This window comes from Exiguobacterium sp. s127, assembly GCF_018618695.1.
GTDB classification, from domain to species: domain Bacteria; phylum Bacillota; class Bacilli; order Exiguobacteriales; family Exiguobacteriaceae; genus Exiguobacterium_A; species Exiguobacterium_A oxidotolerans.
In genome coordinates this window covers 64,098-88,760 of record NZ_JACSMO010000006.1, presented here as the reverse complement: position 1 = coordinate 88,760, position 24,663 = coordinate 64,098, and the positions used below count along the sequence as shown (strand labels likewise).

The 24,663-nt window shown below is 47.1% G+C and carries 20 protein-coding genes; 18 read left to right on the top strand and 2 right to left on the bottom strand.

Translation table 11 applies throughout. The annotated features are described in order from the left end of the window. Positions 1–64 precede the first annotated feature (64 nt). Both KNP98_RS09725 and KNP98_RS09720 read left to right on the top strand, forming a co-directional pair. On the top strand, positions 65–2,605 hold the full coding sequence (locus KNP98_RS09725) for an ATP-binding protein (RefSeq protein WP_214803516.1): 2,541 nt from the start codon (positions 65–67) through the stop codon (positions 2,603–2,605). A gap of 619 nt (positions 2,606–3,224) precedes the next feature. Further along, the gene (locus tag KNP98_RS09720; RefSeq protein ID WP_353048588.1) at positions 3,225–4,751 is read left to right on the top strand and encodes a diguanylate cyclase domain-containing protein; all 1,527 of its coding nucleotides are present in this window, start codon (positions 3,225–3,227) and stop codon (positions 4,749–4,751) included. 41 nt (positions 4,752–4,792) lie between these two features. Here the strand turns inward: KNP98_RS09720 and KNP98_RS09715 are convergent, their stop codons facing one another. Further along, a complete protein-coding gene (locus KNP98_RS09715; RefSeq protein WP_214803519.1) occupies positions 4,793–5,425 on the bottom strand; it encodes a FusB/FusC family EF-G-binding protein in 633 nt (210 codons plus the stop codon). Between the two features lie 114 nt (positions 5,426–5,539). On the opposite strand from KNP98_RS09715, the gene KNP98_RS09710 reads away from it, so the two are divergent. From KNP98_RS09710 to KNP98_RS09700, 3 genes are all read left to right on the top strand, one after another. Then, on the top strand, positions 5,540–6,268 hold the full coding sequence (locus tag KNP98_RS09710) for a hypothetical protein (protein WP_214770427.1): 729 nt from the start codon (positions 5,540–5,542) through the stop codon (positions 6,266–6,268). An 81-nt stretch (positions 6,269–6,349) separates the two neighbouring features. Then, entirely contained in the window at positions 6,350–6,799 is a 450-nt protein-coding gene (locus KNP98_RS09705) for a YflT domain-containing protein (protein ID WP_214767247.1), read from the top strand. Positions 6,800–6,835: 36 nt separating this feature from the next. Then, complete coding sequence (locus KNP98_RS09700) at positions 6,836–7,285, top strand: universal stress protein (RefSeq protein WP_088838409.1); 450 nt, start codon at positions 6,836–6,838, stop codon at positions 7,283–7,285. A gap of 61 nt (positions 7,286–7,346) precedes the next feature. Here KNP98_RS09700 and KNP98_RS09695 read toward each other — a convergent pair whose 3' ends face one another. Continuing rightward, positions 7,347–7,541 (bottom strand): hypothetical protein, encoded by a 195-nt coding sequence (locus tag KNP98_RS09695; protein WP_088836190.1) that lies wholly within the window; start codon positions 7,539–7,541, stop codon positions 7,347–7,349. 150 nt (positions 7,542–7,691) lie between these two features. On the opposite strand from KNP98_RS09695, the gene KNP98_RS09690 reads away from it, so the two are divergent. From KNP98_RS09690 to galE, 13 genes are all read left to right on the top strand, one after another. Next, entirely contained in the window at positions 7,692–8,135 is a 444-nt protein-coding gene (locus tag KNP98_RS09690; protein WP_029332515.1) for a MarR family winged helix-turn-helix transcriptional regulator, read from the top strand. A 39-nt stretch (positions 8,136–8,174) separates the two neighbouring features. After that, positions 8,175–10,844 carry an MMPL family transporter gene (locus KNP98_RS09685; protein ID WP_214803383.1) on the top strand — a complete coding sequence of 890 codons (2,670 nt, stop codon included), beginning with the start codon at positions 8,175–8,177 and terminating at the stop codon, positions 10,842–10,844. Positions 10,845–10,918: 74 nt separating this feature from the next. Further along, positions 10,919–11,770 (top strand): MBL fold metallo-hydrolase, encoded by an 852-nt coding sequence (locus tag KNP98_RS09680; RefSeq protein ID WP_214811294.1) that lies wholly within the window; start codon positions 10,919–10,921, stop codon positions 11,768–11,770. Between the two features lie 354 nt (positions 11,771–12,124). After that, a complete protein-coding gene (locus KNP98_RS09675) occupies positions 12,125–12,829 on the top strand; it encodes a hypothetical protein (RefSeq protein ID WP_214767241.1) in 705 nt (234 codons plus the stop codon). Positions 12,830–12,935: 106 nt separating this feature from the next. Further along, positions 12,936–14,096 carry an ROK family transcriptional regulator gene (locus tag KNP98_RS09670; protein ID WP_214767239.1) on the top strand — a complete coding sequence of 387 codons (1,161 nt, stop codon included), beginning with the start codon at positions 12,936–12,938 and terminating at the stop codon, positions 14,094–14,096. A gap of 568 nt (positions 14,097–14,664) precedes the next feature. Beyond that, positions 14,665–15,147 (top strand): hypothetical protein, encoded by a 483-nt coding sequence (locus KNP98_RS09665; protein WP_029332520.1) that lies wholly within the window; start codon positions 14,665–14,667, stop codon positions 15,145–15,147. A 29-nt stretch (positions 15,148–15,176) separates the two neighbouring features. After that, the gene (locus tag KNP98_RS09660; protein WP_088836195.1) at positions 15,177–16,487 is read left to right on the top strand and encodes an ABC transporter substrate-binding protein; all 1,311 of its coding nucleotides are present in this window, start codon (positions 15,177–15,179) and stop codon (positions 16,485–16,487) included. 74 nt (positions 16,488–16,561) lie between these two features. Continuing rightward, positions 16,562–17,524, top strand: coding sequence for a carbohydrate ABC transporter permease (locus tag KNP98_RS09655; protein ID WP_088836196.1), 963 nt, complete (start codon positions 16,562–16,564; stop codon positions 17,522–17,524). A 13-nt stretch (positions 17,525–17,537) separates the two neighbouring features. Continuing rightward, the gene (locus tag KNP98_RS09650; RefSeq protein ID WP_088836197.1) at positions 17,538–18,323 is read left to right on the top strand and encodes a carbohydrate ABC transporter permease; all 786 of its coding nucleotides are present in this window, start codon (positions 17,538–17,540) and stop codon (positions 18,321–18,323) included. 27 nt (positions 18,324–18,350) lie between these two features. Continuing rightward, on the top strand, positions 18,351–20,336 hold the full coding sequence (locus KNP98_RS09645) for a beta-galactosidase (protein ID WP_214767235.1): 1,986 nt from the start codon (positions 18,351–18,353) through the stop codon (positions 20,334–20,336). A gap of 12 nt (positions 20,337–20,348) precedes the next feature. Continuing rightward, the gene (locus KNP98_RS09640; protein WP_214770436.1) at positions 20,349–22,481 is read left to right on the top strand and encodes an alpha-galactosidase; all 2,133 of its coding nucleotides are present in this window, start codon (positions 20,349–20,351) and stop codon (positions 22,479–22,481) included. After that, the gene (locus KNP98_RS09635; RefSeq protein WP_214805531.1) at positions 22,478–23,650 is read left to right on the top strand and encodes a galactokinase; all 1,173 of its coding nucleotides are present in this window, start codon (positions 22,478–22,480) and stop codon (positions 23,648–23,650) included. Before KNP98_RS09640 ends, KNP98_RS09635 begins: the two co-directional genes overlap by 4 nt. A gap of 1 nt (position 23,651) precedes the next feature. Further along, the gene (gene galE / locus KNP98_RS09630; protein WP_088836201.1) at positions 23,652–24,644 is read left to right on the top strand and encodes a UDP-glucose 4-epimerase GalE; all 993 of its coding nucleotides are present in this window, start codon (positions 23,652–23,654) and stop codon (positions 24,642–24,644) included. Positions 24,645–24,663: the final 19 nt, after the last annotated feature.

The following is a 24,663-nucleotide window of genomic DNA, read 5'->3' as shown; positions in this document are numbered from 1 at the left end:
TTAAGTAACTGAAACCATTTTAAAAAAGGCATCATCCCTGAGTGGATGGTGAGGGGGATATTCTATGATCAAGTGGATTCGGAGACGAATCGGACGCCAGTTGCTAGCGGTGTTTTATGTAGTATTACTATTAGTATCGGTGACATCATTTTTTGTTTATGACTACATGGAAACACGAATTGAATCGTCCCGAAGTGATCTTGAGACGATTAGTGAGAAAAATAGACGGGCTGATACGCTTTGGGACAATTGGCAGACCGTCCAATTTGGGTTACGCGGATTCGTGATTTTTGGAGATCAGGAACGATTTGATGAGATTGAAGCCTTACGGACTGAAATCAAAAGTGAGACGGATTGGTTTGGACGCAGAGCAGAAACGGATCAAGAAGAAGAATTCGCTGCTCAAATGTTGAACTTGTATGATTTATATTACGGGGCATTGTTCCCGCTGACGCAATCATACGTAACGGAGAAAAAAGCAAATCGCATCAATGAAGATTTTTTACAAGGTGATAGTTTGTTTTCGTTACCAATCGCGCAACGTCTCGTCGAGCAAGGTCAAATCAAACCAACGGCAGACGGATCGATTGATATCACCCCAGACATCGAAAAAGCATCATCGGCACTGGAAGAATACCGTGATACGTTGCAGCAACAACAAGAAGCTGCCGTTTTAAAATTACGGACTGAAGTCGCGAATACACAATGGATTTGGATTTCAAGTATTTTTGTTTTAATCAGTTTCATTCTATTGTTCGTTCATCCGTTCATTCGTCGGATGACAAAACAGTTATTCCGCTTAATTGACGACAATCAAAAATTGACGCGAAGTGAACCGATTGAAATAGATGAGGTGGCACAACAACGTCCGGATGAAATCGGTCTACTCCGGGCCTCATTCAATCAAATGGCGCTGACGACGAACGCACATAAAGATGAGATGCAGGGGAAAAATGAAGAGTTGCAAGCGCAAAGTGAAGAATTGCTTGCACAACAAGAAGAACTGCAAGCACAGCAAGAAGAATTAGAGGAAGCCTACCAGGCAACGAAACAAAATGAAGAAAAATTAAAGCTCAGAAGTGAACTGACAGAAGCCTTAGCCATTCGAGAAACGATGGAAGCCTATCCGTCAATCATCCAGAAAATGATTGATATCACGTCTTCAGAGTACGGAGCGCTTCTTCTTTATGAAGCAGGCATGTACATCGGTGCGACGACGAATGGCATGAAACAAAGTCACCTGGAAGCCTTACGAACTGACGATACGTCCGTGTTAAGTCGGATGCTGTTAGGTAAAAAGATCGTTCAATCTGAAAAACGTGTCGACCGAACAGCGGACATTCCGTACAGCTTTAGTACACACGAAGTGGCACTACCTATCTATGATCCGGCAAGTGGTCAGTTGATGGCGGCAGTTTATTTAGTCCGGTACAAGTCGCCTTACAAAAAGCAACAGTTACTTGATATGCGCGATTTCTCCCAACAAATGACGCTCTCTCTGTTACGGACACGTTCGTATGAAGAGATGAAACAAGAAAAGAAAAAAACGGAACAAGTTTTAGACTCGATTCGTGAGGCCATCATCTATCTAGAAGACGGAAATGACGAACTGTATGTCAACCGTCCGCTGTTTGACCTGATTCCGGAATTACAATCGGAGTTCACGAGTGACCGGACCTTATCATCCGGGTCCTATGTGATTGAAGTGATGCGAAGTGTAGTCGACGATCGTGACGTATTTGATGAGTATGTCACTTTAATTCGCTCAGGCATCGTTCCTCCGGATAAGTTTCAGTTCGATGTGCGAAACAATACAGCACACCTCGAAGTGTATGCGGAACGGATTGATATTGAAGGCGGATGGAAAGGTGTCATTCTTGTCATTCGTGATATTACCCGGGAAACAGAGGCGGATCGCCTGAAAACAGAACTCGTGTCAACGGTCTCCCATGAGTTACGAACACCGCTTTCATCCATTTATGGATTTACGGAGTTGATGTTGAACCGTGAAATCGATGTCATGAAGCAAAAAAAATATTTAGCAACGATTCATGACGAAACAGGTCGTTTGTCAAACTTAGTGACAGACTTCTTAGACGTTCAACGGATGCAATCAGGGGCGCAGCTCTATCAAAAGACGACACTTCATTTGTACACTGTCGCGAAACAAGTCGTCGAAATTTATGAGACGTCGAGTGTACGCCACTCGATTCGACTACGCCTCTTAAATAAGGAATTGCCAGCCATTCATGCTGACGAAGATCGTATTAAACAGCTCTTAAGTAATTTAATTAATAATGCAATCAAATATTCACCGGATGGTGGAGAAATTGACGTCGTTCTGGACTTGGATGATGAGAATGTCATCATTCATGTCATTGACGAAGGGATCGGCATACCGCCTCATGCGTTTGCTCATCTGTTTGATAAATTTTATCGCGTAGACAATTCCGATACGCGTCGTATCGGTGGAACGGGACTCGGGTTATCAATCTGTAAAGAAATCGTCAAGGAACATGATGGAACGATCCACGTTGAATCTGAAGAAGGCGAAGGCAGTACATTTACGATTCTACTTCCATTGTCTAGCGTACTTCCATCTTAAAAATACACTAAAATGCTTGCTCGTTCATTCGAGCAAGCATTTCAGCGTGTAGAAAAACTATTAAAAAGCGTAAACATACGGTATCGAGAGGCAATCCGTTCACGCTTGCCTGTCTCGCCTCGTCTTCAAAGCGGCAATCGGTCACGCCGCTACAGCAAAGCTGCTGGGTCGCTTACGATTGCTTTTCGCTTTAAAAGCGAGTCAAGACGGATTGCGCTCTAAACCGTCTGCATGCCCGGCTTTCCGTCACGGTGTTACCTAAAAAGCGTCACATTTCGTTGACTCCTACGGGAAAAGTGCGTTTTTAACGCACTTTCAGAGGCAGCCAAGACCCTGCTCGTTGTCCGTGAGGACTAAGGAGCAACGGCTTGCGCCTCGCCCGAGGAAAGCAACGAAAAAAGATGCTTCGTCTCTCGATAGCACTTTGTCTACAGTTTAAAATGCTTGCTCGTTCATTCGAGCAAGCATTTTTTAGGGTCGACCAAACCAAATACTTCGATAGGCGGAATAGAGGAAAATAAAAAACTTTTTGAATATAATAAGAAAAGAAGGTTAAAAATATATTGTTTTGACCGATAGATGATAGGACATTAGAACTATTTGAAGGGAGGAGGACGAAGTGAGACAAAAATTAATTTATATTTTGATAATTGCTTGGATTTTGAGTCATTTTAGCTGGTTAGGCATTGTAGGAACGTCCTCCGATCTCGCACGAATCGGTAATAGTCTATTTACGACGGGTGGTGCTGTTTTATCTTCTGCAATGCTCCTACTGGCGATTTATAAACATCCCACTCGTCCCTTTACGCAACGACTTTTTTTCCTGTTGCTCTTAGGAAATATCGCTTTGATTGCAGGTGAAGTAGGTCAATTGGTTTTGCAAATTCAGCGGGCTGAACGCTTTGGACCATTCGACTGGATTGACTTTGTCTTCAGCTTGCAGATTATCTTTTATTTGATTGCGTTTTGTTATTTTTTATTCAATCGCCGTACTCAAATCAATCTGCGATTTTTCTTATTCGATGAATTAATTATTCTGATCGTTGCAGGATCGATATCTTGGCACTATATGATTACACCCTATTTAAAAAATGCGACCGGATTTGACTTAGAAACCTTGCTGTTGATTCGCTATCCGCTAGGTGATTTGTTACTCCTTGGAGGAATGATCATCTTATTCTTTGGCGTGATGAAACGAGGCAACAGTAGATCGTTGTTGCTCGTCTTATTAGGTTTTCACTTACAACTATTAGCCGACCTTCTGTACGTCGTGTTGTATCGGGCGGACTTCCCGGTGTCCGCCATGTGGCTCGATCCAGTTTGGCTCGCGACGACGTTGACAGTAGGGGGAGCCGCGATTTTATTTAATGCAGATGAGCGGTCTGTCGATTTCATGTTAAATCGTCGCGTGCTGGATTGGGTACGCTTAGTGACGCCTTATATTTTCTTGTTGATTTTATTTATCACAATGGCGCGCCAAGCCGTCACCTTTAACGGGTTGACCATCGGGCTGATGATTGCGACACCGTTGTTGATTTCGCGACAAATTCGTATTGTCATGGACAATCAACGGCTTCGGGAAAACTTGGAGGCGAAAGTCGACCAGCGGACGGCGGACTTGGAGCGAGCGCTCGAAGAAATGGAGCACATGGCTTATCACGATGCATTGACGAATTTGCCGAACCGGTATTTGTTTGCCCGTCTCTTTAAAGAAGAGCTGCGTCGCGCTGAAATACACGAACGGTTAGCCGCTCTGTATTTTATTGATGTGGATCACTTCAAACAAATCAATGACACCTATGGTCACCAAATCGGCGATCAACTCATCATCGATATTGCCAGCCGTCTTGAGAAAAAATTACCACACAACACTGTCATTTCCCGTCAAGGCGGTGATGAATTCGTTGTCCTTTTATTTGACGTGAAAGAAACGAACGTGATTGAGGAGTGTGGACAATTACTCGTACAATTGTTTGAACGCCCCTTTATTCTTCAAGACACACCGGTCTGCATGACAGCGAGCATCGGGTGCGCAATCTATCCGACACATGCGACGTCACGGACGACGTTGATTGAACAAGCGGATATTGCGATGTATGAAGCGAAACGGCGCGGGAAAAATCAATTCTATTTACAAGCTGATTAAAAAGCGAAGCCTCCCGAAAACAGGGTGCTTCGCTTTTGCTGTTATTTAGCATTTGTTAAAAATTTTTCAAGATCAGAAATCGCTGTGATGGAAGCGTTACACTGGTCGCTATCGATGCATAAGTAGTTCCCGACAGCACGATAGTGATCAGCTGATTTATTTGTTCGAACCGAGACGAGCGCGACCTCATTGTTTGTTTTACAGAGGCTGCAAATTCCGTGCTGAATGTTTGGTAAATAGGTGCTCTCGAGTCCGATCCACGTCCCGTCGAGCGGATAAACAAAAAATTTCTTTTTGTTGCTCGTATCATTCCAACTCAAATACGTCGTCATTAAAAAATCAATCGTATCGAGTGGAGGAAGATGGAGTTTTTTTACCTTTGGAAAAAGTGCCTGGATTTCAGCGGGGGTGATCGTCGGAAATGGTTCGACGAACGGTTGGATTTGATCGAGATACGTGAACAGCTGTTGCTCTGAAGCTTGATTCCGGATCGTCATCAAAAGTTCCTCTTGTTCCGGGGACAGAATGGGAATGATGTCGAAAATTTTTGTCGTCGCGCTGTATAAAACGGCATCACGGACATCGGGGTCATTCACGGTCGTTAATTGTTGAAGTAATAACTCAATTTGATTCCGAATGAAATTATATTGGTGGGGCTTGATGAATGGTTGCATATGATCAACGCTCCTTTATCTTTCCATCGTACCTGAATCCGTTTCTTGAAGACAGTTTTTTTGTTTTCGAGCATGTCGCGTCGGGAAAAGACTAGGTAAGGAGGTGGACGCGAGATGTTGACACTGACGGGACTTCGTTTACTCAATTTTTTATCGTTTTTATTCGTTTTATTTGCCCGTGTCGTGTGGTATAAGATGACGACCGAGTTACCGTTAGCAATCATGCCGGCACCATTCGTTGATGCTGTCGTCGGTGTTCTGTATACGACACTCCTGATTTGGTGCATCCGTCCAGTCCGATCTTATCCGGCAGATCGAACGTTGATACTTGATATAAGTGGATGGTTCAGTTTGACGATGATTGGACTCGGAGTAAGTTCGATTGTAGGTCCGCCGTGGGAACTCGTGTTGATGACAGTGTCTTTCATAAGTCTTTGTCTCATCTATTCAAAAATTCAACAGCATCCGAACCGTTCACCTTGGATGCGCTCGCCTTTTTCCGTCTTTCTAGCCTGGTCGAGCGTCCAAATCTTAATTTTACCGTTTCGGATTTTACGTGATTTCCGGTTTGAGGAACTGTTTGGTTTAAGTGTCTCGCTTTGGACGAGTATCATGCTGATTGTTTTTGCCGGTGGTGTACTAGTATTCAGCTGGTTCCATTCGGATTGGGTGTTTGGTGTAGTGATGATTTGGTTTTATAGTGGGCTGTTCTTTAACGATCGTCTCACTTTAACACAGGAATGGATTACCGTTATTGCGACGGTGGCAGTCGCAATCGTCACAGTAGTGGTCTTTCGGAGACGACAAAAGGTTTTTTCAGAACAAAAAACACCAGTTTCTTGAAACAAACCGACAGTTTGAATCATTGCTTTTCGTTTTTTCGGGTATATCCCTTATAGAAGTTAAAAAGGGGGACACAGTCAAATGGGGAAAAAACAATTTATCGGAACGTATGAAAATGAAACCGAATTGATTCGGGATATTGAAGATTTACATTTTAAAGGGTATCTTGAGGAAGATTTATACGTCGTCTTACAGGATAAAACCGATATGGCGATGTTGCGGGGACAGTCAGCAGCACAACTCGTTACGGGTAAACGGACATTGTTCGAGCGTTTTACTGGAAAGCCGGCGACAGAAGATGAAATCCGAACGGCATTTACGTCGCTTGGTCTAGCGGACGAGGAAATCGAACGTCATGTCGTCGGTGTCCGGCATGGTGCTTACGTCTTGTTCGCGGATCGAGAAGGTGCGGAGCGACCGACACCGTCACCTAAAAGTATTCTTGAGACGGAGCCGGAAGGCATCGAAGCAGAACGGAAACTCGATCATGAAAACAGAGCATTGGAGAACGAAAACAACGATAAATTATGAGTGTTGCCTTTGTTTGAGTGGAGAGGGTGAATCATGATGGACAGCCACTACCATACAATTCTGGTCGCAGTAGACGGATCAAAGACAGCAGACTTGGCATTCGATAAAGCGGTCCAGTTTGCAAAAATTGATCATGCAAAGCTCGTCATCACACATGTCATCGACATTCAGACATTCGCGAATGTCCGTGCCAACCAACGCTTCATTGACCAAAACGTGACAGAGTATGCACAAGAATTACTTGAACGATACGAAAAACAGGCACATCAAGCCGGGTTGGATGCAGTCGAGCTCGTCATCGAGACAGGGTCACCGAAGACGCTGATCCCGAAAGTCATTGCACCGCGTGTCGGGGCAGGACTGATTGTCTGTGGGGCTGTCGGCATGAACGCAATGGAACGGATCATGATTGGGAGTGTATCCGAAAACATTGCCCGTTATGCGAAATGCGACATTTATATCGTCCGTCCAAAAACGTTAAATTAATCAAAAAAGATAAGCAGTCTCTTAAAGGCAGTAGCTTAAGGGACCGCTTATCTTTTTTAGTTTACTTTGTCAGCAGGTAATAAAATACACCAAGCACGATTAAGATGACCGGTAGTAAAATCAAGTACATCCAAACCATGTTTTTAGCAGTTGTTTTGTTACTGTAGCTTTCTTCATTACGGCTACGTCCGACCATGAGTGTAAAAATAAGTCCAATGATACAAATCACAAGGGCGATCCAAAATAAAAGGGTCATCGTTCTTCCTCCTTTATCTAGCAAACATCAAGCTCTCTTTTATCATATCGAACATTGCTCGGGTCTGTCTGCCTAATTGTGACAGTTTGAAGTTGACGTCAGCTAGTTGAGGGGCTAAACTAACACTAACAGTTTAGGAGGTAAACTAAAATGAAAGACAATCTTCGGGAAGCCGTCCTTCTGTTTGAGGAAGTCATGATTCATGGGACGGAACGCGTATTAAAGTCCGTTGAATCTCCCGTGTGGCGTTTGTATTCTCCAGAGCAACTTCATTTATTGAAAATCGTCGGTAAATACGGACCGATTGCTTCGGGACGAATCGCCGTCATGCAAGGTGTCCATAAAAGCGCGATTTCAAACCGTCTGAAAAAGTTAAATGAAAAAGGACTCGTGGAAGTCGAACGGGCGGAAGATGATCATCGGACGAAACAAATCATTTTGACGCAAGCAGGACACGATGTCGTCGAGGAATCGAACCAGGCAATCTATCTCTATTTGGAACAATTGATTGACGGTAAGGTCGAGGACGATGAAATTCAACAGTTTATCGAAACGTTTAAAAAGGTTAAATCGATTTTAAAGATTGAAGATTAATCAGCAGAGAAAAATAGAACTAGAAGAGGTGGAGAAGGCATGCGACAAATCGTCAAGTGGCGCTGGCCGATCGTAATCGTCTTATTGATTGCGACAGTCGGTCTATTTTTAGCGGCACCGAACTTATCGAAACAAGCAGAGGATGCTGGAGCGATTCAGCTCGCAAGTGATGCAGATTCGCAGCGCGCAGCAGATATTTTACAGGCAGCTGGTGCAAGTGAAGAAACCATTTCGCTCGTCATCCCGTTAAAGGACAAGGTCTCAGCGTCTGACCGCACTGACATCGGTCAAATCGTGACGGATTTAGAAAAACTCGACAAACCTGTGACCGGTGTCCTTAATCCGTTTGAAAGTGAGGAAACGGAAGGACAACTTGTCTCAAAAGATAAAAAAACGGTGCTCGTTCCAATTACAGTGGACGGGTCACAAGAAGAAATTACAGCGCTCGCGGAAAAAATCCGGGCGGATGTCCTTCCGAACGACCGGACGATTTATCTGACAGGTGAATCGCTGATTAATGCAGACGTCAACAAAAGTTCGCAAGAAGGACTGAAACGGACGGAGTTAATTACTGTCGGTTTGATTTTTGGTTTATTGCTTATCGTCTTCCGTTCGATCGTCACACCGTTCGTTCCACTGCTTGCAGTCGGCGTAACCTACCTGATGAGCCAATCATTTGTGGCGTTTTTTGTTGATTGGTTCGGTTTCCCGGTCTCGAACTTCACACAAATCTTCCTCGTCGCGATCTTATTCGGGATTGGGACAGATTACTGTATCTTACTGTTAAGCCGCTACAAGGAAGAACTGACAGCTGGACATGACGTCGAAACGGCAATCGTCAACACGTATAAAACAGCGGGTCGGACATTGCTGATTAGTGGGATTGCCGTTCTCGTCGGTTTCTCGGCAATCGGATTCGCAGATTTCCCGATCTTTAAATCATCGGTTGCAGTAGCGGTCGGGATTGCCGTCTTACTGCTCGTCCTGTTTACACTCGTCCCATTCTTCATGGCGACGTTAAAAGAAAAATTATTCTGGCCGTCGAAAAGTGCAGCGAGTCACCGTGATAGTAAGTTATGGGCACGTTACGGCGGATTATCGATTCGCCGTCCATTGCTCGCGATGGCAATCGTCGCCGTCATTACAGTCCCGACGCTCTTTACGTATGATGACGATCTTTCATTCAATACAGTCGATGAGATTGGAGAAAAATACGAAACCGTCAAAGGGTTAAATGCGATTTCAGACGGATTTGGTGCGGGAGAATCGCTCCCCGTCAACGTCATCTTAAAGGACGATAAAGACATCGTGACAGAAGAAACACTTCCTTATGCGGAGCAGTTAAGTCGCGAGCTCGTCAAATTGGATGGTGTCAAATCCGTTCGGTCGATTTCAAGACCAACGGGTGAGGTCATCCCCGATTTATACGTCGACCGCCAACTCGCGCAAATTGCAGATGGGGTCAAAGATGCCAATACGGGTCTTGGTGAAGTCGGTCAAGGTTTAGAGGAAGTCGAAAAAAACCTTCAATCGATTAGTGGACAGCTTCCGGCTGGAGACGAAGCGACGGCTGGGGCGACACAATTGCAACAGGCAGCAGATGGTCTCGGTCAAATCAATCAACAGCTCGGCGCTGTCGGTCAAGGGCTGCAAACGACACAAAACATATCGCAAGCGGTCGGGACGTTGTCCGCTTTATCGGAACAATTGACGCAAATTGAAACCGGCATTGCGCAAGCGGCGACAGGAATTGAACAACAAGGTGCACAAGCTGGACAGCTCGGTGGTGGCTTGACGCAACTTGCGGACGGTGTCGGTTCGGCAAATGAGGGTCTTCAAAAAATCGAAGACGGTTTAACGGATGTAGCGGATATTCTGACTGAGATGGGCGATTCGAAAACGATTCGCGGGACCGGAATGTTTATTCCGAAAGAGACGTTAACGAATAAAGAGTTTGAACCGGTCATCGAACGATATGCAATTGATGACGAAACAGGATTGAAGTTTGAAGTCATCTTAAACGACGATCCCTATTCGCCAAAAGCGATCGAAACAGTCGCGGCGATTAAAAAAACGACTGCGAGTACGTTAAAAGATACGCCACTCGAAGAGGCAAAAGTTGCTTACGGTGGTATTTCAAGCATCAATAGTGACTTAAACGATACGTCAAAAGCGGACTTTTCGCGGACGGTCGCGATTATGATCGTGAGTCTGTTCATCGTCCTCGCAATCATGTTCCGTTCGTTCATCATGCCGCTGTTCATGATTGGTTCATTGTTACTGACGTACTATACGTCGGTCTCAATCGCAGAGTTGATCTTCGTCAACGGACTGGGGTATGACGGAATCAGTTGGGCGGTTCCATTCTTTGGCTTTGTCATGCTTGTCGCACTTGGCATCGACTATTCAATCTTCCTCCTTGATCGCTTCCGCGAAGAAACGATCAACGGACTTGAGACGAAAGAAGCGATGTACATCTCGATGAAAAAAATGGGCTCGGTCATCATTACGGCAGCGATCATCCTCGCCGGTACGTTCGGTGCGATGATGCCATCCGGTGTCCTCAGTCTCGTTCAAATCGCGACGATTGTCATCACGGGTCTTCTCTTGTATGGATTGATTGTCTTACCGCTCTTGATCCCGGCGATTACGGTTTCGTTCGGTTCAGGTGTCTGGTGGCCTTTCCGTCAAAAAGAAAATAAGAAGTAAAGGCATTGAACTGGTCCATCCGGGCGTCATCCGGATGGGCTTTTTCGTTATACTACAAGCAGGAGGCGATGAAGATGCAACAATTTAACCAATTGACGGATCGTGTATGGTATCAAACGCCGGTCAGTGAAACGGATCGACCGATTTTAGGGCTGATCGTCGGAGCAAAACGCAGTCTGATGATTGACGCAGGAAACTCGAGCCGGCATGCGGCACTGTTTTTAGAAGAAGTGGAGCGACAGGGCTTGAAAAAACCTGATTTACTGGCATTGACGCATTGGCACTGGGATCATATTTTCGGACTAAAGGAAATGAACCTTCCGGCGATGGCAACGAAGCGGACGGTAGCGCGAATTGAACAGATGCTAGATTATGACTGGACAGATGAATCACTCGAAGCGCGAATCGAGCAGGGAATCGAGATACCGTTTTGTGCCGATGCCATCAAGCTCGAGTTTGGTCCGACACGTGATATAGCAGTACAATTGCCAAATATTCAATTCGAGGGAGAACTTGTCGTCGACTTAGGGGGTGTGCATTGTATTCTGCGCGAAGTCGAAAATGACCATTCACCCGGGAGTCTGCTTGTTTACATACCGGAAGAACGTGTCTTATTTTTAGGGGACGCGATGTATGCTGATATCTTTTCGGCGAAATGGAACTATACGGTCGAGCGAATGACGTTGTTACTTGATGCAATCGCGGAGTATGATGCGGCGTATTACGTTTGGTCGCACGGTGAGGCAATGCCCCGCGAAGCGTTCGAACAAGAAGTCGTGATGTTACGTCAGGCGATGGATGTGACGGAGCGAGCAGGTGGGAAGATTTCAGAGATGCATCGATTATACAAAGAAACGGTCGACCGTGTGTTAACGACGGACGAAGAAGAAACGCTCGTCTTTTTTGCGAACGGGATGAAATCTTAAAGAAATCAATCGTCAGTTCGGAAGGAATTGATGCCGCAAAAGGCGAAACTATTCAATATGAGAAAAATTGGATAGATGAGAAAGGGAGTTGTATAATGTATCCGGATAAAAATAATCGGAACGAAACAAGCGACCGTGTTTTTTTTGGTACGGGAAAATTCTTTTTCGTCTTTGTGATTGCGCTAGTGCTCTATGTTCTCTACGACTTGTATCTCCAATGAAAACAATCTGACGCGTCACCTTCCTGAAAAAATCGGGAGGTGATTTTTTGATTTTTAGGGGAGTGCAAAGAGACCAAATTTTGGGTAATAATCAGCATGAGACACTTACAGGTTTTTGCAGAGGAGGCACAACATGAAACGCATCCAGATTGCCGACTTTGATCGTCGTTTACCTGGGAGAGAGCTCCGGGAGACGACGCATTATTATGAAGTGATTTTTATGAAAGATTACGAAGAAATGTATCCTTCAACACAAGTACGAACGATTCAATTGGCAGATATCTGTGTCAACTTAATCGTGATGCCGGAGCGGACGTATCTTGTCTCCGCGTTATTTTTGAAGCCGGTCGAAGTAACAGATGTCGTCGCCTGGATTCAACTGTACACGATTAGTTTTGCGACAGCTGATGACTCGGGTTATTATGTCGAACAGGCGGATGAAATTCTTGAAATCGTCCTGTATCAAGACAATCCGATTGTCATTGCGACACGAGGGGATGACCGCCTTTATTATGAGACGAAAGGAGCGATTGAAGTGCGCCGAGCCACCAATGAAGGAATTGGAAACAAACCATTGTTGTATTTGAACGGAGAAGCATGGTTCGGGGTCCCGCGACTTGAATTCAACCCGAAGCAAGACGAAATCCATGTCAATGGAACGTTTTTATTCGCTGATTATATGGACGTTTATCAAGGTCATGTCAGCTTTTTTCGGAAGACGGACCCAGAATTGCCGGCTGTGTTGCTAGTCGGGCAGGCCATTATTGAAATGGAGTTGACGGAAAAGCCAGACGGTAGCCGAATCCTCGTCATCGAGCAGCCGTATGATGAAGCGTGAAACCTCGCCTCTTTCTCTTTCAAAATGAGTTAAAAAGGAGACAGTGAAATCCCTTACAAAATGTGCGAAGATAGGAAGGAGAAGGTTAGAGGGGATGAGGGGAAGCATGACTAAAGAGACACCACGTAATTCAAAATGGATGCGCTCCTACAATCGGGCACTTGTGTTACGCCTGATTCGAATGCATCAGCCAATTTCGAGGGTCGAACTTGCCCAGCGGACAAATTTGACGAAGCCGACGGTCTCGAACATCGTCAGTGAGTTGATTGCCGATGGTCTCGTGACGGAGCGGGAACTCGGAGTTTCGAATGGGGGACGCAAACCAATCATGCTTGAATTGGTTGCGACGGAACAATATGTCATCGGAATCGATGCGACGAGTCATCGTTTCATCGGTGTCATCGCCGACTTGAGTGGAAATACGATCCATGAAGTCGAATCAATCGGACACTTTGATACGAGTGACGATATGATTGATGCCGTCAGTCAACTGTGTGAAGAATTGATTGAAGCGACAAACGGTGTCGGGACGATTCATGGCATCGGGATTTCTGTCCACGGGATGGTTAATCCGGAAACAGGTGTCATCCTATTTGCCCCTCGGTTCCACCTTCATGATGTCGCACTAAAAAAACATTTAGAGGAACGATTTGCCTATCCAGTTTTCATCGAGAATGACGTGCGTGCGCTCGCTTCCTTCGAATTGTTATTTGGCGAGGGGGTTGGGGTCGATCAATTCTTTTACCTTTATGCAGGCGAAGGGATTGGAGGCGCCTATGTACTGGATGGAAAGTTGATTGATGGGGAAAACCACATCACGGGTGAAGTCGGACATATGCGACTTGATCTAGATGGACCCATCTGTTCTTGTGGCAATCGTGGTTGCCTTGAGGCATTGGCAGGCGAAAAGTCACTGTTGCGCGATTTTGAAGTCATTGATCCGCAAGTAAAAACCTTACTGGAACTGCGGAGTCGTTTAGTGGCAGGAGACGAACAAGCGGCGCGCGCCTATCATCGAGCAGGAGAGTATATCGGGATTGGTGTATTGAATACGATTCACTTGTTGAACCCGAAACGGATTTTACTAGGCGGCCCGATGTTTGAACGCGCACCGGGCATCGTCGAGCAGATTAAAGAACGGGTCGCGCATACGGCGCTGACAACAGCCTCGCGACAGACGGACGTGAAGATGGTGCCGTGGAGTGAAAAACAAGGGGCACTTAGTGCAGCTGCCTTAGCGACAAATAGTGTCTTTCAAACGATTTAAAGTATAAACTACTTCCATCGATATGACGGAAGTAGTTTTTTTGACTGTAGGCAAACTCTTATGAAGAGTGAAAATGCGATAACGAGAAGCAATCAGTTCGCGCTTCCCTTTCTCGCTTCATCTTCAAAGCGGCAATTGGTCTAAAGCGATTCAAGACGGATTGCGCTCCAAATCGTCTGCATGCCTGGATTTCTCTCACGGTATTACTTAAAAAGCGTCACGTTTCGTTGACTCCTACGGGAAAAAGTGCGTGTTTAACGCACTTTCAGAGGCAGGCAAGACCCTGCTCGTGTCCGTTAGGACCAAGGAGCAACGGCTTGCGCCTCGCCCGAGGAAAGCAACGAAAAAGACGCTTTGTCACGCCCTCAGTTATCAGGACTTCAAGCAATCTCGAGATAACCCCGAAAAATAATTTATGAAAACGTTTACAAATATAAAAGTCATATGCTATAGTCTTTTTAAAGATAGATAATAAATTTAATTTACTAAGTTCATGTGAACGGTGGAGGTGGATGCGGACTGGCGAAGACCAGTCGAGCTGAAACGGAAAGAAGGAGGCAACGCGCCGATGGAAACAAAAGATCCGTGGGTTTCCTATCGTGAAGCTTTTGGGCGTTACGGGGCCATCCGCGGCTTTTACTATGATCGTCAAACGCAGCGGATGACTGAACAACAACTAGGGGATGAACGGTCACCGGACCAAGACATCGTGCTCGTCCGTCCGCGACAAGATGGAGTTTTTCAATTCCGGATGTCATCCGTGCAAGGAGTATTGACAATCCGTTCCTCAGAACTGCATGTTCGAAAAAATGAGAGCGGATACATCGAATTACGCGCATTGATGCAACAAATGCGGACGGCAGGCTGCTTAACACTTGGCGGAGAGTTTTACTTATTTGTCGCTCGCGAAGTCGACACATTGGATTATCGGTTACGTTTGATTGCCCGCGTGTTGATTCGGCTACAGGGAATGCCGATCGACCAAACGGTGATGGAAGACTGGTGCAAACAAGCGAAACTGGAAGGTCAACACGGTCAAAAATACGCATGATACTTACACATAAAAAGGGGATCAATCAGATGAAATTTAAAAAATCGAAGATTTTAGCGGCAGCATCGGTTCTTACATTATCAGCACTACTCGCAGCTTGTGGTGGCGAAGATGAGCAACAGACGACAACAAAAGACGGTAAAACAATCATTACCTGGTGGGGCTGGGCACCACAACCTGAAGCTGGGAAAGCCGTTGTCGATGCGTTCAACAAATCGCAAGACAAGTATTCAGTCGAATTCAAACGGTACAGTGAAGACTATGAAAAGCAACTTCAAGTCGCAATGTTGTCAGGTAAAGGCCCAGACATCATTGGCTTAAAAGAACCGATGATTCAGCAGTATAAAGATCGTGTCGTACCGGTCGATTCATATATGGATAAAGCAGCCGGAGATGGATGGAAAGATAAATTCGTCGAGCTCGGGATTGAACAGACGACACTTGACGGTACACAATACGCAGTCCCAATCGGTTTCACAGGACAAGCATACTTGATGTACAACAAGACGATGCTTGATAAATACGGTGTCACGCCACCTAAGAACTATAAAGAAACGGTCGATGCCGTCAAAAAAATCAAAGCGTCTGGCGATAAAGTCATTCCATTGATGCTCGGAGCAAAAGATGCTTGGATCGACATCGATGTCTACAACGTCCTCAGTCACCAAGTCGCGCCGGGTTATATTCAAAAAGTCTTGTCGGGTGAAGCAAAATGGACAGATGACGAAATGGTCAAAACAGCACAAGTATGGCAAGACCTCTTCGAAGATAAAGTCTTCCAAGAAGGAGCGCTGGGTCTTGCGACTTACAATGACGGGATGAACCAGTTCTTCGATAAAAAAGCTGCGATGTGGGTCATCGGTTCATGGGAAGCACACTCGATGACGACGGCTGAGAAAAAAGACAAATGGAAAATTGACGATGAGCTTGGATTTGCACCACTTCCTAACCTCGTAGGCGGAACAGAACAACCAATCATCGCTTCAATCGATATGGCGCTTGGTGTCAATAAAGAATCGAAACAACAAGAAGGTGCAGCAGAGTTCATCGCCTTCATGAGTCAAGGTGAAGGACAAGAAGTATACATGGGTGAGTTCGAGATGGCACCAGGAATTAAAGATGTCACAATCGACTCTGATTCCGCTTTCACATCGGAAGGCGAAAAAGAATCATACAAAATGTTAAACGATACGCTTGCGGACGCAGTCGCGAGCCGTGGAATCCGGGATACGAAATTGAACGATATCCTCGGGAAGGAACTTCAAAATATCGCAACAGGTCAAGATCCGAAAGAAGCACTTCAACGTGTTCAAGATACAGCGGATAAATCGGCGAAATAAGCAGTAGACAGCGAAGTGATGCGCCTGGCGTATCACTTCCTGATTTTTGGAAAAGAGGAAAGTGAGGAATCAACATGCAGACAGAGCGTCAGGAATTGCCGATTAAACCAAAAGCAGAGCCGTTAAAACCAGCAGCGACACGTTCACCTGCTCCAAGAAAAAAAGGCAAGATGAAACAAAATATGGTCGGTTGGGCATTTGTCGCACCAATCGTCCTTTTCGTCGTCAGTTTCATCTACTACGGGATTTTCTACAATGCCTATAACTCGTTTTTCTCATGGGACGGGATTTCGTTTGATAAAGCGTTTGTCGGGCTTTCAAACTATGCGGAAATGTTCGGAGATCCGGACTTTTATCTTTCGCTCAAAAACACCTTCATCTTCACCGTCTTGACGGTCACAATCCAGGCTGGAATCGGACTTGTTCTCGCGTACTTCCTGCATACACAAGGACCGCTGCGGACTGCGATGAAATCGGTCTTCTTCTTCCCGGTCGTTTTGAGTCCGGTCGTCCTTGGGGCAGCTTTCACACAAATTTATGATTTCCAATTTGGATACATCAACGAATTCTTACGTGCAATCGGTCTTGGGAGTCTCGAGCAGAATTGGCTCGGCGATCCGGATATCGCGCTTTATTCCGTCATCGCCATCAATATCTTCCAGTGGACAGGGTCGTCGATGGTCATGTACTACATGGCGATGTTGACGATTGAAAAAGAAATTTTCGAAGCTGCGAAAATTGATGGAGCTGGTTTCTTCCGGACCCTTTGGAGCATTGTGTTCCCGAACTTAAAGGGCACGACCTTCACGTTATCGATCCTCGGTGTCATCGGTGGACTGAAGACATTTGACTTAGTCTGGATCACGACTGCCGGTGGGCCGGGATCGTCCACAGAATTTATCTCGACCTACTTATTCCGAAAATCAATGCTCCAACAGGAAGTCGGCTACTCGAGTGCTGTCGCCATCGTGCTACTTACAATCGCGTTGCTGATCACGTATTTCCAATTACGGATACAAAAGAAAATGGATAACTAAGGAGGAACGTACCATGAATGTAGAATCTAAAAAGAGTCGTTGGATGATCAACCTTGTCCTTGCCTTAGCTTCAATCGTCTGGCTGTTCCCGATCTTTGTCATGTTCAAGGAAAGCTTACGTGTCAATGGATTTGAGAACTATATCGCGACGTTACAAAACCCGAATTTCCCAACGTTCGTCTTCAACAGTTTCTTTGTTGCTTTCTTCATGATCATCATCTCAATCACGATTCTTGCGTTTGCAGCGTTCGCTTTTTCAAAGCTAGAGTTCGCAGGAAAGCGTCTCATGTTCAATATGGTCCTCGCCGGTTTAATGTTACCGGTTGCTTCGATGATCGTCCCTTTGTTCTTTACGCTCCGTTCATTTGACGGACTGAACAATCATTGGGGATTGATTGGGGCAGAAGTTGCATTTTTCCTCCCGTTCGGCTTGATGCTCATCAAAGGGTACTTTGACGAATTGCCGAACGAACTGATGGAAGCGGCCTATATCGACGGTGCGACAATTTTAGAAGTCTTCTTCAAAGTCATGTTGCCACTCGCGAAACCGGCACTTGCGACAGCATTAATCTATGCGTTCCTCAACTCGTGGAACGAATACTTGATGGTCTTGACGTTCATGACCGATCCCGCTTACCAGACAGTCACGATGGCACCGAGTTTCTTCAAAGATGCACTCGGCGGCGATCCAGGTAAAATCTATGCCTCACTTGTGTTAATCAGTTTACCGACAATGGTCTTCTATATCTTCTTCCAACGTTTCTTCCAAAAAGGAATGACGGCCGGTGCAGTAAAATAATTTGTTTTTTGAGTCAGGGGGAGCAATATGTATTTAGGAGTCGATTATTATCCGGAACAAACACCACGTGAATTGTGGGAGGAAGATTTTCGTTTGATGAAAGAACTGGGGGTCAACGTCGTCCGGATTGCAGAATTTGCGTGGACGATGATGGAACCGGAAGAAGGGGTTTATGACTTCGACTTTTGGGATGACGTCGTCGCACGACTCAGTGACGCGGGCTTCGATATCGTCCTCGGTACACCGACGGCAACACCACCCGCCTGGATGTGTCATAAGTATCCAGAAATTTTACCGGTCGACGAAAACGGTGTGACGATCAGCTTTGGTGCGCGTCGTCACTATACGGTTCACAGTGAGACCTATCAAAAGTTTTCCGTCGCGATTACGACGGAAATGGCGAAACGGTACGGGCAACATCCGCGTGTCATCGGTTGGCAGACAGATAATGAGTACGGTCATGAAAAGTCGGACCGCTCTTACAGTGCTATCGACCGGGCCGCTTTCCAGGTCTGGCTCAAGAAGCGGTATGGCACGCTTGACGTGTTAAACGAGACATGGGGAACGGTCTTTTGGAGTCAAACCTATACGGCGTGGGAACAAATTCCCGTCCCGCGTAAAGTTTACCAAGAGCATAGTCCTGCCCTGCTCGTCGATTTCGACCGATTTTGTGCCGACGGCTATAACTATTACAACAAGCTGCAAGTCGATGTCTTACGGGAACATATCCATCCGGATGCCTTTATCACACATAACCTCGTCTACAGCGATATGGCTGTGAATCAACAACAGATGGCGCAAGATCTTGACTATGTCTCATTTGATAACTATCCCGTCTGGGGCGGGTTACCGGAACCAAACCGTTTCGAGAAGATGGCGAGCGATCACGATCTCTGCCGGTCGTCGAAACAGGGCAAAGGTTTCTGGGTCATGGAACAGCTCAGTGGCGCACAGGGGTGGAGCAAAATCGGATACTTACCACGCCCGGGTCATATTCGTCTCTGGACGTATCAAGCCGTTGCGCGCGGCGCGGAAGCGATCGTCTATTTCCGCTTCCGGGCAGCCTTGTTCGGGACGGAAGAATTTTGCCACGGCATCATCGACCACGACGGGAAACCGAAACGGAAGTTTGCTGAAGTCAAACAGATCATGACGGAACTAAATACGTTCGGCGACGAGATCAATGCCAGTACGTACCGAGCGGATGTCGGTGTCTATTTTGATCAGGAAAACGTTTGGGCCTGGACGCATCAACCACACAGCGATGCATTTGATTTCCGGACCGAGTTCGTCCGTTTTTACGGCGGGGCTGTCCGCAAGCAGGTTGCGACGGACATCGTTTTCCCGGGCGATGCGCTTGACGGCTACAAACTGATTATCGTGCCGCTGTACTTCCTGACGAACCCGACGTTCGATCAAGCATTGATTGATTACATGGAACAAGGGGGGCACGTCATCTTTACGTACCGGACAGGTGTCAAGGATCCGCATAACAATGTCATCCCGAAAACACTTCCCGGGAAGTTTGCCACGTATGCCGGCATTGAAATCGATGAATATGAATCCCTTCAAGCGGTCCAGCAAAACCGTGTCGAGGGACTTGACGGACAATCGTCGACGGCACGCCTCTGGTGCGATCTCATTACACCGACGACGGCAGAGCCGCTCGCCGTTTATCGCGATACATTTTACGATGGTGTCGCAGCCGTCACGCGAAATCAATACAAAGGAACAATCACGTACATCGGAGCGTCGATCGATGACGCGATGATCGATACGATTTACGCGCAAGCCTTTGAAGAAGCAGGAATCGAGACGCTTGAAGTGCCGGACCAGGTCGAAGTCGTTCGCCGTCACGGGGAAACACGCGATTTCGTCTTCCTGATGAACCATGACACAAAAGAAACGAAACAAGTCACGCTTGACGGAACATATCAGGAGCTGACGACGCAAGAGACATACAGTGGAACAGTGACACTCGCACCGCTTGCGACACTGATTCTGACGACGTAAGGAGGTAGGACCATGGCAATCTTTGAAGTATCGAAACACCGATTCGTGATTGAAGGACAAGATGTCGCGCATGTCGTGACAATCGGAGCGAATGGGAAGCTCGTTCATACGTATTTCGGGGCACGACTTCCGTATCGAGCAGATTATGCGGCGTTACCGAGTGCGGTTCTTGCCCACAGTTCATTCGAATCGCCAGACGGCGTCGCGACGTACGACTTTATCCCGTTCGGTGAGATGGTCTATACAGAACCGACGTTAAAATCAGAACGGGCAGACGGAGCAAGAATCAGTCAATTTTCTTTCGAGCAAGCAGAGCTGTCGGATACGGCACTTGTCTTATGGCTCCACGATCCCCTCCAAGATTTGCGCGTCGGGGTACGGTATGAACTTTTCGCGGCATACGATATGATCGGGCGCTCGCTCATCGTCGAAAACGCAGGAGAAAGACCTGTCCGTTTGACGACGGCGCAGTCGTTCGCGATGGGACTTTTAAATCGTCCGACGCTCAACTTCCATCATTATGCCGGGACATGGACGGGCGAATTCCAAAAACAAATCACGCCGCTGACAGCAGGACGCAAGACGATTGAAAGTCGACGCGGTGTGACGAGTCACCAGGCAAATCCCTGGTTCGCGCTTGAACACAATGCGACAGAGACGACGGGCGAAGTCATTTACGGCCATTTTGCCTATTCGGGCAACTGGTCGATTCACGCTGAACAAGATGCCTTCGGGTTCGTCCAACTATCGGGTGGGATGAATGGATTTGACTTCAGCTGGACGCTTGACGCTGAACAACGTCTAATAACACCGGTCTTTTATATCGGCTATACTCCGGACGGCTTCGCCGGAATGAGTGCGCGCGCGCATGACTTCCAGCGTCACGTGATCATGCCGGCGTCTGACCGTGAAAACGTTCGACCGGTCCTCTATAACTCATGGGAAGCGACGTATTTCGATGTGACGGAACAGGGACAACGGGCACTCGTCAATCAAGCAGCGGACATCGGATGTGAACTATTCGTCGTCGATGACGGCTGGTTCGGTGAACGTCACTCCGATCAAGCGGGATTAGGCGACTGGGTCGTCAATCGGAAGAAGTTTCCGAACGGTCTGACCCCTTTGATTGAGTATGTGAAGGGAAAAAACATGCAGTTCGGTCTTTGGGTCGAGCCGGAGATGGTCAATCCGGACTCCGATTTATATCGCGCACATCCGGACTGGATTTATCATGCTCCGGGTGCTGTCCGGACGACATCGAGAAACCAGTTCGTCTTGAACCTCGGTTTACCGGAAGTCGAACGTTTTGTTTATGACATGATGGATGAATTATTGACGTCGCACGAAATCGACTACATCAAGTGGGACATGAATCGGGCATTCTCTGAGCCGGGTGTCCCGTCGCAAACGCCGGACGCGCAAAAAGAACTTTGGAAGCGTCACGTCGATGCCTTATATCGAATCTTCGACGAGCTACGACTCGGGCATCCGACGGTCGACTTCGAAGCGTGTGCCGGTGGCGGAGGTCGGATTGATCTCGGGATTTTAGAGCGGACGGAACAAGTCTGGACGAGTGACAACACGGACCCGCTTGACCGGTTGACGATTCAACATGACTTCTCGTTTGCCTATAATGCAAAAATGATGAGTTGCTGGGTGACGGATGGTCCGAACTGGTTGAATGGGCGGAACTTACCGCTTGCGACGCGGTTCGTCTCTTCGATGCAAGGGACGCTCGGCATCGGTGGAAACTTAAGTGAGTGGACGGCAAGTGAACTCGCGGAAGCGAAAGGATGGATTGAGACATACAAGACGATTCGGCCGACAGTTCAGCACGGACGTCAATACCGCCTCAGTCCATTCTCACAAACGACAGCGAGCATCATGCAGTATACGTCTGAAACTGAGACAGTCATTTTGGCGGTTGCACCGATGCGTAAGCATGGCATTCACCAGTACAGCTTTAAACTGACGGGATTAGATGCAAGTAGACTCTATCAAGTGGAAGATCGCCAGGTGAGCGGTGCTTACTTGATGAACCAAGGACTGAACTTCTCTTATTCGACGGACTATGAAGCACGTTGTTTACGAATTCAACCCATCTATCAATTGAGACAAATTGAGCAAAAGGAGCCGATCGCATGACCGACCAGACGTTAGAACAAATCTTTGAAGAGCAATTCGATGTACAGGCGACACATCGCTTTTTTGCGCCAGGGCGTATCAATTTGATTGGAGAGCATACGGACTATAACGGAGGTCATGTGTTTCCATGTGCCTTGACGCTCGGGACGCATGCGATTGCCCGAAAACGGGATGATGCAACGTGTCGTTTCTATTCACTCAACTTCGAAGCAGACGGCATCATCGAAGTCGGATTAGACGACTTGGCCCATAATCCGCAAGACGGTTGGACGAATTATGCCAAAGGAATGGTGCACATCCTCCGGGAAGCCGGGTACGCCATCACGTCAGGATTTGACGTCTTGATTAAAGGGGATATTCCGAACGGAGCAGGGTTGTCTTCGTCTGCTTCACTCGAACTCGTCATCGGTGTCATGCTCGAGCGTTTATATGAATTGGATCTCGACCGGGTCGAACTCGTGAAGTTCGGTCAGCAGGTCGAAAATCACTACATCGGCGTCAACAGTGGCATCATGGATCAATTTGCGATCGGGATGGGACAGGCAGGGTCAGGATTACTCCTTGACTGCCAAACGCTTGATTACACGTATGCACCGCTCGACTTGACGGGCTATACGATCATCATCATGAACACGAACAAGCGGCGTGAACTCGCCGATTCAAAATACAACGAGCGACGTGCGGAGTGTGAACAGGTGCTCGAACAGTTACAGCAAGTCCGGCCGTATGCAACGCTCGGAGATTGGTCGATGGCAGAATTCGAAACCGTCACACTCGACGACGAACGCTTGATGCGCCGGGCACGCCATGCCATTTCTGAAAATGAGCGGACGTTACAAGCCTTGGAAGCACTACAAGCAGGGCAACTCGAGGAATTCGGAGAATTGATGAATGCGTCGCACCGGTCACTCCAACACGATTATGAAGTGACAGGGCAAGAACTCGACGCGTTGGTCGAAGCGGCTTGGGCGCAACCGGGTGTCCTTGGGGCACGGATGACAGGAGCCGGCTTTGGTGGCTGTGCGATTGCAATCGTTGAAACGTCAACAGTCGACCGATTCATCGATGCCGTCGGACAACGCTATGAAAGCCGGATCGGTTATCCGGCAACGTTCTACACGGCGACTGTCGGAGACGGAGCGCGTGAAGTCGAACGGGAGGTCATCTAATATGGCAGTACTAGTTGTCGGTGGGGCCGGCTATATCGGCTCCCATGCGGTCTATCAGTTGATTGATGCTGGAAAAGACGTCGTCGTCATTGATCATTTACAGGCAGGTCACAAAAAGGCGGTCCATCCGCAAGCCCGTTTATACGAAGGAGATATTCGCGACCGGTCGTTCCTTGACCGTGTCTTTACAAAAGAGACGATTGAACAAGTCGTTCATTTCGCTGCCTTTTCGTTGGTCGGGGAGTCGATGGAACAACCATTAAAATACTTCAACAATAACGTCTACGGAACGGAAGTCTTACTCGAGGCAATGGTCGCACATGATATCAAACAAATCGTCTTCTCTTCGACGGCTGCGACATACGGTGAGCAAGAAACGATGCCGATTCTCGAGACGGCAATGACGAACCCGACGAATACGTACGGTGAAACGAAATTGATGATGGAGAAGATGATGAAATGGTGCGAACAAGCACATGGTCTTCGTTATGTGGCGTTACGTTACTTCAACGTCGCTGGAGCACGCGCGACAGGAGAAGTCGGAGAGGACCATACACCAGAGACACACCTTGTTCCACTTGTCCTTGAAGTCGCAAACAATCAGCGGTCTGTCATCTCGATTTATGGGGATGACTACGCGACGCCAGACGGGACATGCATCCGGGATTACATTCATGTCGAAGATTTGATTGATGCCCATATTCTCGCACTCGATTACTTACAACAAGGACACACGAGTGATGTCTTTAACCTCGGTTCGAGCAACGGATTTTCCGTCCGCGAAATCATCGAGGCGGCGCGCCGGGTGACGGGGCACCCGATTCCGGAACAAGTCGTCGCAAGACGTGCCGGTGATCCGAGTACGTTAATCGCAGGATCAGAAAAAGCAAAACGTGTTCTCGACTGGTCACCGCGTCGGACGGACATCGACCAAATCATCCGTGATGCCTGGAACTGGCACGAACGCCGTCCGAACGGCTATCAGACAACATAAGAGAGAGAATGGATTGAGG

Coding starts and splice junctions, on each gene's coding strand:
- KNP98_RS09680 (WP_214811294.1), top strand. CDS start 10,919: ATGCAACAATTTAACCAATTGACGGATCGTGTATGGTATCAAACGCCG.
- KNP98_RS09645 (WP_214767235.1), top strand. CDS start 18,351: ATGTATTTAGGAGTCGATTATTATCCGGAACAAACACCACGTGAATTG.
- KNP98_RS09650 (WP_088836197.1), top strand. CDS start 17,538: ATGAATGTAGAATCTAAAAAGAGTCGTTGGATGATCAACCTTGTCCTT.
- KNP98_RS09685 (WP_214803383.1), top strand. CDS start 8,175: ATGCGACAAATCGTCAAGTGGCGCTGGCCGATCGTAATCGTCTTATTG.
- KNP98_RS09660 (WP_088836195.1), top strand. CDS start 15,177: ATGAAATTTAAAAAATCGAAGATTTTAGCGGCAGCATCGGTTCTTACA.
- KNP98_RS09635 (WP_214805531.1), top strand. CDS start 22,478: ATGACCGACCAGACGTTAGAACAAATCTTTGAAGAGCAATTCGATGTA.
- KNP98_RS09665 (WP_029332520.1), top strand. CDS start 14,665: ATGGAAACAAAAGATCCGTGGGTTTCCTATCGTGAAGCTTTTGGGCGT.
- KNP98_RS09705 (WP_214767247.1), top strand. CDS start 6,350: ATGGGGAAAAAACAATTTATCGGAACGTATGAAAATGAAACCGAATTG.
- KNP98_RS09675 (WP_214767241.1), top strand. CDS start 12,125: ATGAAACGCATCCAGATTGCCGACTTTGATCGTCGTTTACCTGGGAGA.
- galE (WP_088836201.1), top strand. CDS start 23,652: ATGGCAGTACTAGTTGTCGGTGGGGCCGGCTATATCGGCTCCCATGCG.
- KNP98_RS09700 (WP_088838409.1), top strand. CDS start 6,836: ATGGACAGCCACTACCATACAATTCTGGTCGCAGTAGACGGATCAAAG.
- KNP98_RS09640 (WP_214770436.1), top strand. CDS start 20,349: ATGGCAATCTTTGAAGTATCGAAACACCGATTCGTGATTGAAGGACAA.
- KNP98_RS09710 (WP_214770427.1), top strand. CDS start 5,540: ATGTTGACACTGACGGGACTTCGTTTACTCAATTTTTTATCGTTTTTA.
- KNP98_RS09695 (WP_088836190.1), bottom strand. CDS start 7,541: ATGACCCTTTTATTTTGGATCGCCCTTGTGATTTGTATCATTGGACTT.
- KNP98_RS09715 (WP_214803519.1), bottom strand. CDS start 5,425: ATGCAACCATTCATCAAGCCCCACCAATATAATTTCATTCGGAATCAA.
- KNP98_RS09670 (WP_214767239.1), top strand. CDS start 12,936: ATGACTAAAGAGACACCACGTAATTCAAAATGGATGCGCTCCTACAAT.
- KNP98_RS09655 (WP_088836196.1), top strand. CDS start 16,562: ATGCAGACAGAGCGTCAGGAATTGCCGATTAAACCAAAAGCAGAGCCG.
- KNP98_RS09690 (WP_029332515.1), top strand. CDS start 7,692: ATGAAAGACAATCTTCGGGAAGCCGTCCTTCTGTTTGAGGAAGTCATG.
- KNP98_RS09725 (WP_214803516.1), top strand. CDS start 65: ATGATCAAGTGGATTCGGAGACGAATCGGACGCCAGTTGCTAGCGGTG.